This is a genomic window from Nonomuraea sp. NPDC049684 (genome assembly GCF_044465345.1).
Lineage (GTDB): Bacteria > Actinomycetota > Actinomycetes > Streptosporangiales > Streptosporangiaceae > Nonomuraea.
In genome coordinates, this window is sequence record NZ_JBITLO010000029.1 from 46,281 (window position 1) to 58,718 (window position 12,438).

14 protein-coding genes are annotated in these 12,438 nt (G+C 67.0%); 5 read left to right on the plus strand and 9 right to left on the minus strand.

Annotation, left to right across the window (positions count from 1 at the left end):
• Nucleotides 1-678: 678 nt before the first annotated feature.
• The 8 genes from ACIBST_RS48385 to ACIBST_RS48420 form a co-directional block, all read right to left on the minus strand.
• Nucleotides 679-2,025 carry a tyrosine-type recombinase/integrase gene (locus ACIBST_RS48385; protein WP_397180202.1) on the minus strand — a complete coding sequence of 449 codons (1,347 nt, stop codon included), beginning with the start codon at nt 2,023-2,025 and terminating at the stop codon, nt 679-681.
• A gap of 14 nt (nt 2,026-2,039) precedes the next feature.
• On the minus strand, nt 2,040-2,231 hold the full coding sequence (locus ACIBST_RS48390) for a helix-turn-helix domain-containing protein (RefSeq protein WP_357999261.1): 192 nt from the start codon (nt 2,229-2,231) through the stop codon (nt 2,040-2,042).
• Entirely contained in the window at nt 2,224-3,558 is a 1,335-nt protein-coding gene (locus ACIBST_RS48395; RefSeq protein WP_397180203.1) for a replication initiator, read from the minus strand. The genes ACIBST_RS48390 and ACIBST_RS48395 overlap by 8 nt, the downstream gene beginning before the upstream one ends.
• Nucleotides 3,559-3,799: 241 nt before the next feature.
• Nucleotides 3,800-3,961 carry a hypothetical protein gene (locus tag ACIBST_RS48400; protein ID WP_397180204.1) on the minus strand — a complete coding sequence of 54 codons (162 nt, stop codon included), beginning with the start codon at nt 3,959-3,961 and terminating at the stop codon, nt 3,800-3,802.
• 12 nt (nt 3,962-3,973) lie between these two features.
• On the minus strand, nt 3,974-4,303 hold the full coding sequence (locus ACIBST_RS48405; protein ID WP_397180205.1) for a hypothetical protein: 330 nt from the start codon (nt 4,301-4,303) through the stop codon (nt 3,974-3,976).
• Nucleotides 4,304-4,313: 10 nt separating this feature from the next.
• Entirely contained in the window at nt 4,314-5,000 is a 687-nt protein-coding gene (locus tag ACIBST_RS48410; RefSeq protein WP_397180206.1) for a DUF2637 domain-containing protein, read from the minus strand.
• Nucleotides 5,001-5,022: 22 nt separating this feature from the next.
• Nucleotides 5,023-6,357 (minus strand): FtsK/SpoIIIE domain-containing protein, encoded by a 1,335-nt coding sequence (locus ACIBST_RS48415; protein WP_397180207.1) that lies wholly within the window; start codon nt 6,355-6,357, stop codon nt 5,023-5,025.
• Complete coding sequence (locus tag ACIBST_RS48420) at nt 6,350-6,679, minus strand: hypothetical protein (RefSeq protein WP_357696286.1); 330 nt, start codon at nt 6,677-6,679, stop codon at nt 6,350-6,352. The genes ACIBST_RS48415 and ACIBST_RS48420 overlap by 8 nt, the downstream gene beginning before the upstream one ends.
• Before the next feature lie 152 nt (nt 6,680-6,831).
• Between ACIBST_RS48420 and ACIBST_RS48425 the strand changes: the two genes are divergently transcribed.
• From ACIBST_RS48425 to ACIBST_RS48445, 5 genes are all read left to right on the plus strand, one after another.
• Complete coding sequence (locus ACIBST_RS48425) at nt 6,832-7,197, plus strand: winged helix-turn-helix domain-containing protein (protein WP_357999276.1); 366 nt, start codon at nt 6,832-6,834, stop codon at nt 7,195-7,197.
• 786 nt (nt 7,198-7,983) lie between these two features.
• Nucleotides 7,984-8,439 carry a hypothetical protein gene (locus tag ACIBST_RS48430; RefSeq protein WP_397180208.1) on the plus strand — a complete coding sequence of 152 codons (456 nt, stop codon included), beginning with the start codon at nt 7,984-7,986 and terminating at the stop codon, nt 8,437-8,439.
• A complete protein-coding gene (locus ACIBST_RS48435; protein ID WP_397180209.1) occupies nt 8,436-9,002 on the plus strand; it encodes a guanylate kinase in 567 nt (188 codons plus the stop codon). Before ACIBST_RS48430 ends, ACIBST_RS48435 begins: the two co-directional genes overlap by 4 nt.
• Nucleotides 9,003-9,611: 609 nt before the next feature.
• A complete protein-coding gene (locus ACIBST_RS48440; RefSeq protein ID WP_357696295.1) occupies nt 9,612-9,863 on the plus strand; it encodes a winged helix-turn-helix domain-containing protein in 252 nt (83 codons plus the stop codon).
• Nucleotides 9,864-9,897: 34 nt separating this feature from the next.
• Entirely contained in the window at nt 9,898-10,371 is a 474-nt protein-coding gene (locus tag ACIBST_RS48445; RefSeq protein WP_397180210.1) for an NUDIX hydrolase, read from the plus strand.
• A 151-nt stretch (nt 10,372-10,522) separates the two neighbouring features.
• Here the strand turns inward: ACIBST_RS48445 and ACIBST_RS48450 are convergent, their stop codons facing one another.
• A complete protein-coding gene (locus tag ACIBST_RS48450; RefSeq protein WP_397180211.1) occupies nt 10,523-12,334 on the minus strand; it encodes an IS481 family transposase in 1,812 nt (603 codons plus the stop codon).
• Between the last annotated feature and the right edge of the window lie 104 nt (nt 12,335-12,438).

The following is a 12,438-nucleotide window of genomic DNA, read 5'->3' on the forward strand; positions in this document are numbered from 1 at the left end:
GCCTCCTCAGACGACGAGGGGGCGTCGCAGCCGTCGTGTGCGATGTCCGGGGGATGGCTTCAAAGCGCTGAGGTGGCACAGCCGAGTCCTGTGGTTGATGGTGACTCCCGGGCCGCCTCATCTTGTTCTTCGACTGCTTGCGGTCTGCCCGCGGCACTGTCGAAGGTGGAGGTGCATGGGATGCGCGTGCGTGCGTCGCTGGCGGGGTGAGCACCGCAGGGCGGTCAGCAAGGCTCGGGTGGGGTGTCGGCGTCGAGGTAGCCGTCGTTCGAGGCGACGCGTTGTCATTGCCCCATGCCCTCGACCAGAGGCTGAAGCTGCCGCAGGCCAAGAGGCCGGCGATGAGCGCCGACTGGATCAAGCGGCCTCGCCTTCGCATACCTGATCGCTTGGGGGAGGCGGGGGGTGAATATGTTCGCCAGTCGATGGCGTCGGACGTGTTGAGGACCCGAGGAAGGTTTCGAAGCGACCGGCCGTATGGCGGTTGCCGCGGCGAGGGTGGCTCTGCGGGGAGCAGCGCTGGGTGGTCGGGGTCGGTGTGCATGGTCCTCCTCTCGCTGCGCGTGCATGACAGGGTGGCGCAGCGTGATGGGTTTCTGTGGGAACGACGCGGCATGGCGAGCAGCGTGAAACGAAAGGGCCCCGGCAGATCCGGGGCCGAAAGGGGACAAGAGTTAGTTATGTGTCGAGGGCGTTGTTGATTTTGCTGTTGATCTGCTCTTGCTGCCCGTCGATGCATTTGGCGTAGACCCGCAGGAGCACGTCGACGCTGTGGCCGGCTCGTTTGGCTACCTCGGGGGCCGGCACGCCGGCGTTCAGCCAGAGGGAGACCGCTGCGTGACGGAGGTCGTACGGTCGTGCTGCCAGTGAGGAGGCGGCCTGTTCTGGGGTGAGAGCCCGCTTGCGGGCTTCCTGCCAGACGTAGGAGTGCGCTGAACTGGAGTAGGTGCCGCCTGTGCCCGTGCTGAAGATCCTGCCGTCCTTGGCCGTGCCGTACTCGGCGACATGGTCCCGGAGCAACGTGACCAGGGTGGGCGGAATGGGGATATCTCGTGTCTCCTTGTCCGCGCGGTGCTTCAGGCTGCGGGACTCGTGGGTCTCGCCGGAGTTGGTCCAGCGTTTTGTGCCTTGGGGCCGGGCCTTCTCCAGGACGATCAGGCCCCAGCCCGTTTCGGGCAGCGTGCAGTTCTTCAGCCGGAGGTCGGCCGCCTCCTCTGGCCGGAGAGCGGCGTAATAGATGCAGGCGAACAGGGCTTGTAGTCGGGCGCCTCGCTTGCGGCCCACCTTGGGCAGGGCGTTGAGAAGTTGCCGTGCTTGGGCGGGATTCACCACCGTACGAGGGTCGATGACTGTGACGGCCCTCGGGGCTGTCCACTTGATCTCGTCCAGCGGGTTGGTGTTGAACACCTTCTGCTCTACTGCGTGTTCCAGCAGGTGATGCAGTATGGCGCGCTTGCGCCGTACCGTGTTCGCCCCCGCTGGAGTGTCGGCGAAGGTGACCGAGATGGCGTCGAGGGCCGTACGCAGAACGTGTGCCTCTCCCAGTGCCGAGAGCGGGAGTGATGCCCTCTGCAGCCAGGCCAATGCTGCTGCTTGGGCCGTCGTTAGGGCTGCACGTCTGCCCTCTGGAAGCAGTCCGTGAATCCTGAGGACCTCCCGCAGTTCTTCTGCGGCGGGACGGCGAGGTGTGTCGGTCACCAGGGCCGGAATCAGAGTTAGGAGTGCGTACGCGTCCGTCTCACGGGTCCGGGCCGCTGAGGTGTTCCAGCGCCGGAGAACGTACGCCTGAGCGAACTCCAGGAAGGACGGCCCGGAGGACCCGGCGGCGAGCATCGACACCGGCAGGCCGGTGGCGATGTCGAACTCCTCCCCCGCCTTGGCAGCCTGGCGCAGGTCAGAGACGAATGCGTTGGCCAGGCCCTTGGTCCTGAAGCTCTTGGACTTGGGCTTGCCCGCGACCCGCCAGCGGGCGATGAATGTAGGAGTCTCACGGTCCGTACGGTGCTGGATCTCGCCGAGTTTCACGTCGTAAGTAGTGTTCATACGGCCCCCCGTCGCGAGTCGAGCCAGGCTGTGAGGTCGCTCCGCCAGACGCGGAGTTCGAGGTTGGGCAGTTGGACGCAGACCGGCGCGCGGCCAAGCTCGCGCCAGCGGTAGAAGGTGCGCCGGGAGACGCCGCCCAGTTCGGCGAGAACCTGCGGGACGGTCAGCAGTTCGTCGCGCCTACTCATCGGCGGTCACCAACTGCGTGGCGAGTGGTGTGCCAGTGAGTGCAGCCGCGAGGAGTTGGTCTCCGAGGGAGAGGCCTTGTCCGGCGTACTCCCAGTGAGCGACGACGAGGACGGTGTCTTCGTCGAAGAGCGGCACCCGCCCGAGGCTGATCTCTTCTGTTCGTATGTGTTCTTCGCGGGCGGCGCGGAGGTCGCCGAGGGTGGTGGAGTAGTGGCGGCTCTTGGTGGAGAAGTGGCCGCGGAAGCCGAGCATGTGGGCCCAGTGGGTCAGCCGCAGGTCGGCCAGGTCCTCGTCGCTGCCCAGTCGCATGCAGGCGGCGATCAGGCGGCGGGCGTGGTCGCGAACGGGCAGTGTTTCTAGGTTGTCGAGAGGTTGGATGCGGCGGTCCAACGTCCCCACGCATTCAGCAGCCTTGGTGGCGTACTTGGCGATGTAGGCGGCGACGGCTTGTTCGGTGAGGTCGCCGTTCATGGTGATGCGGCGGACGTCGAGCTGCTTGCCCCATCGGAACGTTCGGCCCAGCGGCTTGATCTCGGCGGTCACGGCGGCTGTCGCGTGCTGGACGGCGTCGGCCAGGGCGTCGGCGGTGGCCCAGGCCGGTGGCGGCGAGTGGGGGCCGTCGGGTCCGTCGAGGCGGATGACGGCGTGGAAGTGGACGACGCCGCGGCGCTGGTATTCGGCGACTTTGGCGAAGGCGATGGTCGCCTGGTCGCGCAGGGCTTTGACGGTCAGGCCGTTGAGGCGGGCGAAGCGGCGACGTAGGGCGAGGGTGAAGCGGCGCCAGAGTTCGGGGCTGATGGCGTTGAACAGGACGGAGCCGTCGTAGTCGTAGCAGTCGGGGCACAGCGGTTCGCCGAGACGCGGGTCGTCGGCGTGGTGCCAGTCGGTGCAGGACATGAGCTGTCCGTGCGGGCAGGTCTGGGCGTTGCGGCGGGCGTGACAGGGCTGGACCTTGCCGTTCTTCTCCCGCCGCACGTGAACCGCCCCGAAGGACGGCGCGGTAAGGGTGACGAACAGGCACGGATGCGAGCTGACCGTCGCCGGGACGCCCTTGCCACCGACGAGGCCGGCGCGGACGAGTTGGTAGGTGTCGGCGCGGTAGACCTCGGCGCAGGCCGGGCAACGGGAGGCGCGGCGAGTCTTACACGGAACGCGCAGGACGCCGCCCGGTTCCCGGTTGGTGCTGTAGCGGTGGAGCAGTTGGCCGGTGGCCTGGTCGAAGTGCTCGACCTTGCCACGCAGATGGATGGGCTGTCGGCAGCCGCCAGTGCGCTTGATCTGGTGGGCCCAGCGGTCGTAGTCGGGTTGGTGGAGCCGGTCGATCATCCCGGCTACCGCGTGAGAGCGGGCAAGGTGGGGCAAGATGGGTTCCGTCCTATCCAGTGACGCTGGTGTGGATGGCCCCCGGCCTGGCGCGGATCTTGGCGGATGTGTGGCCAGGCGGGGGGCGCTGCGCGTTATGCGCCGTGGTTGTCGATGCCGCTGCCGTGGCAGTCGGCGCAGGTCTGGTCGTCGGTGATGCCAGTGCCGTTGCAGGTGCAGCAGCAGTAGCGCGGGATCGGGATGGTCACCGGTTGTCCCGAGGGACGATGCGGACGTACACGCGGTACTTGCGCGGGTGGACGCGGTCCGGGTACGCCCGTGACATCGCGGTGATGGTGAAGACCTCACGTAGATGGATCAGACCGAGGGTGATCTCCGCGCGGTTTCCTTCGAGGCGGATACGCATGTTAGTGATCTCCTAGATCTCGTCGTGCTGGATGGAGTCGCGGTAGCTGTTCACCGCGTCGTGGCGGGCTTGGGCGGCGGCGAGGATGGCCACGGCCCGGTATTCGACCGGCCCGAAGTGCACGGAGGTCGCGTAGTGGCCGTACGGCGAGTTGTCGAATTCGATGGGTGATCCGATCCGGGCGGCGATCTGGTCGATCTCGGCGCGCATGTCCTCGTCGGCTTCGTGGGCGGAGAAGTAGTGGAGGGTCGGGTCGGGCGGAGCCGGTACGTCGGGGTGGGTCTCCAGGAAGATGGCCAGGCTGAGCAGGCCGTTGATCAGTTCTCGGCGGTAGTCGGGCATGACGTTCCTCTCAAGGGATTTCTGGTGTGGCCCGCAGGGTGCGGAGCAGGGCTGAGGCAAGTTGGTTGGACACGCCCAGGCGGGCGCGCAGCAGGTCGCAGGTGATGGGCTTGCCGTGCTTGGTCTGGTGTTCTGCGGCCACGCGGCGGGCGTAGTCGACCAGGGCAGGTGCGGGAGCGGGACCGTCGTCGTCAGCAGGGACGAGCGCGGGACGGTCCTCGTACGCGACGGCTTGGGACGTCTCAGGGACGGACGGGGACGCTTCTGCCCAGGACGAGGACGGCTGTAGGACGTCCTGGGACGGTTCGGTACGGGCAGTGGTGGCGCGGCGTTCGAGCATGGAGACTGCGACAAGGAAGGCGCCGGCCGGAGTGGCGGCGGTGATCCAGCCCCAGACGGTCGGAGCGGCTTGTTGCAGGTTCGCGGCCAAGGACAGGACGACGCCGCCGGACAGAACGAGGACGGGCCAGGAGACGAGACCGCGCCGAACTTTGCCCGTCTTCTTGTCGCGCTGGCGTTCGCGAGCGGCCATGACGCAGGTGAGGTCGATGCAGACGGCGATGGCCCACGCCATCCAGCCCTGCTGGCCGTTCTCGGTAGCGGTGTCGCGGATGTGGGTGAAGGATCCAGCTCCGGCGATGAGGGCCAGGACGACGACAGGGCCGGTGTCGAGCAGCCAGGCGGCGAAGCGTCGCATCTTGCTCCTCCTCTCCGGCGAGTCAGGCGGTCTGGGAGTCGGGTGTCTGGTGAGGTTGTGCGGCCATGACATCCGCCCACTTCGGCGCTCTGTCGGCGTAGGTGTGGGCGGCGTGTTCGGCGACTTGCTCGCTGACGTAGAAGGACCGGGCCCGGTACCACTGACCGTCCTGACCGGCGACGATGGCGACACCCGGCGTCTCGGCGGCGATGGCGCGAGCCGAGTCGAGCGCCGCCGGGTCGAGATCGCCGAGGGTCATGGTGGCGGTCTCGGGATCGTTCACCCGGTGGCAGATCCGCCCGGAGCACTGAGCCCGAAGGGCGGTGACACCGGGACCGAGGTCAGAGCCGATGCGCTGACCGCAACAGAACAGATAGATGCCGAACGCCCTGCCAAGCTGCGCCACCCGCAGCAGCGCGGTCGAGGTCTTGGCGATCTCGTCCTTCTCCGACTTGTCGGCCATCAGGTAGAGCTCGGCCAGCTCGTCGACCAGGACCACGACCGGGACCGGACGCATGCCCGGCGGGAGCTGCCAGATGTTGCGGGCCGAGGCCATCCGGCACAAGCCCATCCGGTCGGTCATGAGCTCCACCAGGTCGTCGAGCAGTCCCCCGCACTCGGCGCGGCTCGTGGCCAGCGCGGACAGCCGCGGCGCGTACGGCGTGAACTCGACTCCGCCCTTGAGGTCGAAACCGACCAGGGCGACGGGTTGCGGGGCCAGGCCGACGATGAGCGCGTTGGCCAGGTTGGACTTGCCGGACTGGGTGGCGCCGGCGTTCAGCCAGTGCGGGACCGTCCGGAAGTCGACGGTCCATGGCTTACCGGTCTCCAGCCGACCGACGGTGACCTTGAGCAGCTCCGTCGAGGGCGGCAGGTCATCGACCTGGACCAGCGGATCGCGCAGGGTGACGGCGATCCGTACCCGACCAGGCTTGTCGGAGGAGACGCGCACGGCGTGCACGCCCCAGGAGTGCGCCAGCCGTTCGGCGGCGTCGGAGTAGTCGGCGGGGATCTGGCCTTCAAGGGTGTGCAGCGTGACCCGCCAGCCGTAACGGGTCGGCAGCGGCAGCCACATGAACGGCTTGGTGTCCACGGCGACGCGCTGGAACTTGCGCCTCACGCGGACGACGCCGGTCGAGGCCACCATGCCCGGAACGGTGGTGAACCAGAACCGCTGCCGTTTCTTGGTCAGCCCGCAGCCGAGGGCGACCTTGCGCCAGGACGCCCGGACGCTGATCGCGGTCAGCGGATAGCCGACGACGAGCCAGAACGACGGGTGGTGCCAGCGGCGCCAGGCCCAGAGCCCGGCCGCGACAGCGGCCAGGACTCCGAGCAGCGTGTAGAGCTGATCAGACACTGGCCGCCTCCTGCTGCGGGAGCAGGGCGGCGGCCCGGTAGGCGATCCCCCAACGGCCGGCGATCTCCCAGACGTAACCGAGAAGGCCGACTGCGTTGACGGCGTCACCGGCCTTGATGGGCGGTTCTCCGCTGATACCGATCTTCACGAGCTCGATGCGGCCGAACTCGTCCTCCACCGACACGGTCACCTCGTAGACGGTGTTGCCGTTCTTGTCGGTCTTGATCTCGCCGGTGTCCTTGTTGAGCAGCCGCGGGCGCGGCGCCTTCACGCAGGTGATCGCGAGCTTGCTGGTGTCCACAGGGATGGGGACGGTGCGCATGGCGTGAGTTCCTTACGTAGCGACGTTGTGACTCTTAGTATTCATGGAACACTTGGCGTTCTAAGTTGTCAAGGGATTCCACGAAGACTCGGTTGGCATGTCGTGCGGGGTGTGCTGAAGTAGAGGCCAGACGACCTCACGGAAGGCGCGGCATGGTCGAGAAGAGCGGTCGCCCCGGCTACCTCCAGATAGCGGACGACCTTCGTACGCAGATCAGAACGGGCTCACTCGCGCCCGGCGCTGCGCTGCCCTCGACCGCCCAGCTCGGCCAGCGCTACGACGTGTCCGCCAGCGTGGTCAAGGCCGCGATCAGCGTGCTCCGCACCGAGGGACTGATCGTCGGCCAGCAGGGCAAGGGCGTGTTCGTACGGGAGGGCGCGGCGGAGTCGCTCCAAGAGCCGGCCTCGTCGGACGTCATGGACCAGCTCTCTCAGATGCGGAGCACTCTGGCGACTCTCGGCGAGCGGATCGCCGACCTGGAGAAGGCCGTGTTCCAAGAGCGGAAGCGATCTCGCTGACCCGACAGGCCAACTCTTCCACCTCCGACCGAATGGCCTCACTCTCGGCACCCCCTTTCTGGTGGTTCGTAATCCCCTGCGGGATGCCGTTAGTTCATCGCGTATCGCCGCTGTTGAGTATCACGGAGCGTTAGCTAAGCTTCTGCATTGCTGCCTGCACGGCGGTTACACATGCGCTTACACATGTCCGCCCCTCCAAGCGCGCAAAAGGATGCGATGAAGACAATTCACCGCCCCGGATGGCAACCTCTGCTGCTGCGCCAGTACCGCGAAGCACACGGCCTCACCCTCGAAGCCGCAGGTGACCAGCTACGCCAGGTCGCCGCCCGGCACGGGCTCACCGCGCCGGCCGCGAATTTCCAGACACTCTGGGCACACGAACAGGGATCGGTATATCCCGGGCCTCACTACCGACGAGCCTATTGTCTCCTATACCAGGCAAACGAACCCACACTGGGTTTCCGACTGCCGCTTCCTGGCGAAATATCCGAAGTGGAAAATTCCATCTCGGATTTGCCCCAGCCCACCGACCCGCCGTGGACAACGCCGCCGCCGAGGTGATCGAACAAGCCCTCGTCAAAGTCTCCGGTGCTCCCACCAACGGTGAGCAGAACGCCCTCCTCAACCGAGTCGTGGACGCCTGGCGACGCCGCCACGGCCAGGGCAGCCCCAAGCCCATCCTCACCCTCGTCGGCGGCTACGCCGGATCCGGGAAGACAGAGTTCTCCCGCTTCCTGTCCGACATCACCGGCTGGGCCTTCCTGGACAAGGACTCCCTGACCGCCCATGGTCGAGCGCCTACTGGTCTCCCTCGGCGGCGACCCCCACGACCGGCACACCGAGCTGTACCTGAGCGAGGTCCGCCCACTGGAGTACCGGTGCCTGATGGAAAACGCGTTCGACAACCTCAAAGTCGGCACCTCGGCCATCCTCGCGGCGCCATTCATTGCCGAACTCCAATCCCCCGACTGGATCTCCCGCCTCACCAACCGATGCGCGGCCAAGGGCATCGACGTGGCCGTAGTCTGGGTGCGCTGCGACGCCGACTCCATGCGCGAGTACATCGAGTTCCGCGGCGCGCCCCGAGACGCCTGGAAGCTCGCCAACTGGCAGACGTATGTCAGCGGCCTCAACTCCGAGACCAGCCCGCCCACCGCCCACATCACCGTCGACAACCGCCTCGGCGCCGCCATCAGCCTTGCCGACCAGACCCGCGAGACCCTGAAGCGGATCCTCACATGAGGGGCATCGTCCTGTACGGGCCACCCGCCAGCGGCAAGAGCACCATCACCGCCGCCCTCGGCCGACTCGACCCGCGGTTCGTTCTGGTGCGCAAGCTCAAAGCCGGCAACCAGCGCGGCACAGAGTACGACTTCGTCACCGTCGAGGAGCTGGCCAGGCTGCGAGCCGCCGGCCGCCTCCTCCTGGAGACGCGCCGCTACGGCAACACGTACGCCATCGACCGCCACCAGATCGACGAACTGGTCTCGTCCGGCCAGGTACCGATCGTCCATCTGGGCACCATCGCCGACATCCGCCGGCTGACCGAGGCAACAGCCTGGCTGGTCGTCCTGCTGTGGGTGCCGCGGGCGGTCTGCGAGGAACGCTCGCGACAGCGCCTCGACATAGACACCCCACACCGCTTGGCAGCATGGGACGAGGCATTCGCCGACCTGCACACCCATGGTGAGATCACTTTCCATCACCGACACCGAACCGACCTGATCGCGCCGGAAGAGATAGCGCAGCAAATCGCAAGCGCCTACCACGGCCGCGAAGTGGTGCCGATGGATCAACGCGCGTAGCCGGTGAGGATCTGCATCCACAGCCGCCGAGCAGCCCGAGCAGACATCCATTCAGTCTGAACGACGCGCGGACGGCCGTCCGATGACAAGCGTCGGATGAACGACAACCCGCCGGCCGCGCACAGCTCGTACATCGGAGGCATGCAGGTGCACGTATGCTCATGGACCCTGATCCGATCGCATCGCCGCACAACGTCTTGCCAGGCCACTTGAAGCACATCCTCCTGAGGAACTGCCAAGTGATGGCTGTGATGGTCGAAGCGCCACGACGGTACGGTCATGTCTCGGCCCCCAACTGCGCCTGCGCGAGAAGCAGCCTGACGAAGGTCTCCAGGTCATCCGCGCTCACCGTCTGCCGCATCCCAGCGTCAACGTCTTTGTCGCTGAGCCGTACGCCGCTCCGACTCCCATAGAAGGCGCCTGCGTCACTCTGGAAGAAGGACCAGCCGGGGAAGCAGGCGCGAAGCGCTACAGGCAGTGACTCTTGGTCGCCATGTCACGAGCGTAGAAGCTGCGCGCGGAGCCTACCCCTAGGGATACCGAGAGGTACCGATAGATCCCTATAGGCAAGTGACGACCCTTGAAGTCCCCTTTCTACGCTTGGGCCTCGTGATCGAATTCGAGCCGGATCGCCCCCGCTGGCAGCAGGTCGCCGACGTCCTCCGCGGACGCATCAGCAGCGGCGAATACCCGCCAAAGTACCTCGTCTCGGAAGTCCGCCTCGTCCAGGAGTTCGGCGTAGCCCGCGACACCATCCGCAAGGCGATCCGCCAGCTGCGCGACGAAGGGCTGATCTACACCGTGCCGAACCTCGGCAGCTTCGTCAGCCCACCCGGCGAAGCCGAATCCACGAAGAGCTGAGCCGCGGCACGTTGGCGGAGTACTCTCCCCGAGCATGAACCGCCGGATCGACTACTACGACAACCCAGACGCCCCTCTGCCGAACAGCCTCGTGCCCTCGGTCAATGTGGCCGTCACCAACGAGGCCGGCGCCCTGCTCCTAATCCGCCGTAGCGACAACGACAACTGGGCCCTCCCCGGAGGTGCCATCGACCTCGGCGAGTCCATCCCTGCCGCAGCCATCCGTGAGACCCTGGAAGAGACAGGAATCACCTGCGAGATCACCGGGATCGTCGGCACGTACAGCGACCCTAGGCACGTCATCCTCTACACCAGCAACGGGGAGGCGCGGCAAGAGTTCTCCATCGTGCTCACGGCACGCCTGACTGGGGGCGAGCCGACTCCGAGCTCAGAGTCCCGCGAGGTCCGATGGGTAGCGCGACAGGACATCAAGAGCCACCCGATGGATCAGTCAATGCGCATGCGCATCAACCACTACCTCGAAGCAGCCGACCCGTACATCGGCTGAGACCTGAGACAACCGGCATGGAGCCACAGCCGAGCACGATGGCGATCAGACAGGCTCGCAGGTCAGATGCGTGATCCACGATGCGTGATCCACGTGTCTAGTCCCATGAGATGCCTGACGTTTCTGTCCCAGGACATAGGCGACAGGTGATCTAGGAAACATGGTCGACCTTGCGGGGCCGATGCACTTTGACGTTGCGGACCGGAAGGTCGGTGGTGCGGTGCACGGTACGCGGCCCCTCGTCCAGATCGATGGTCAGAGTGGTGTCGCTGACGTGCACCGTGACGACCCGGCCGACATACAGCCGGCCCAGGGAGACGGTCTGCCGGGTGACCATGATGACGCCGAAGGAGCTCGCACGCCGCTGCACCGTGATCGGCGACCGCTCCGGGACAGGCGGCGGGCCGGCAGGGCGAGCACCACGCAGCATCAGGCACCTCTGCCAGATCAACGGGTTCGGCCGCGTGCGCAGCAGCTGCCGGGTGTCAGGGTCGAGGAACATCAGGGTCTTCTCCTCGATCCGGATGGTGACCCGACGCCCGCCCAGGATCTCGGCGGCCAGCAGGTAGCGGCCGGCCAGGCTGACCATGCCGTACTTGTTCACCGTCCGCTCCACCTCCACCACGGCGTCGTTCTCGGCCTGCGGCAGCGGCGACGGCCCGGCCGGGCGGCCACCATCGGCGAACAGGCGGGCCAGGTCGTTGGTCGACAGGTGTGAGCGCAGGCTTTTGAGCCGCGCTCCGCCGACCAGCAAATGGATCACGTTCACGTCCGCCCAGAAGGTGATCACCTGACCGGCGCGGGCCGGGCCGAGCCAGAACTGCTTGCCGGCCACGCCCAGATTGCCGCTACCCGGCACTACCCGGTCGAACTCGATAGGGCCGCCCGACCAGGACGCCGCCGACCTCGTCGGACGCCTGGCCACCTGCGTGTCCTCGTTGCTGGGTTTGGGGCGCTTCGGCCCGGCAGCAGCGGCGTCGGCTGCATCGTCCGTGGCAGGTGCCGGGTCTGGTTGGGCGGTCAGGATGGTCGGCAGGCGCAGCGGCAGCAGCTCCCGCTCGGCCTCGCCCACCGGCGTGAACCGGTCGGCCGGGACGGCCATGTCCAGGCTCTGATGCGGTCTGGCGGTGTTGTAATGGGCCACCCACGCGTCCAGCTCGGCCTGGAACGCGGCCAGGTCCTCGAACGGGCCGGCGTCATCCAGCAGCTCGCGGCGCATGCTCTGATGGAAGCGCTCCACCTTCCCGGTCGTGGTGGGCGAGCGCGGCTGGGTGAGCCGGTGCACGATGGCGTTGTCCCGGCAGATCCGGTCGAACAGCACCTCACCGCCATGGCCGAACCGCGCGGTGAACTGCTTGCCGTTGTCCGTCAGCACCTCACCCGGCGCTCCGAACGCCCACAGCGCCTCGGTGAAGGCCAGGCAGACAGCCCGGCCGGTGGCCCGCACCACCGCTTTGGCGATCACGCAGAAGCGGGAGTGGTCGTCGACGCCGGTCACCACCTTGACCTCACGCCCATCGGCCAAGAACACGCCGCCGACGATGTCCATCTGCCATAACTCCATCGGCGCCGCACGCTGCCAGCGCCGATAGACCCGCTTACGCCGCCCCGCACCAGGCTCGATCAGCCCATGACGCACCAGCGCCCGATACACCCCCATCCGCGACGGCGGCGGATCGATCCCGCGCCGCCCGGCCTCGTGCGCCAGCCGGACCGGACCCCACCGCGGATGCTGCCGCCGAAGCTCACATACCAGCACCTCCACCTCCGCCCGCATCTGTGACGGAGACGAATGCGGCCGCCGCGAGCGATCCACCAGCCCGCCCAGCCCCGACTCCCGATAACGCGACACCCAGCCCGACAACGTCTGCCGCGCCACCCCGACCTCCCGGGAGACCTCGGTCACCGACGCGCCGGCCAGGACCGCCAGCACAGCCCGATACCGCTGCTCGACAACGGACATATCCACCAGTGTCAACGACGGCCGAATTCTGACCCCCTAACGACGGTTGAATCTTGACCCCCTGATGTTGTCGTTGACTACTGCTCGTGCTCGGATCGGGTCGG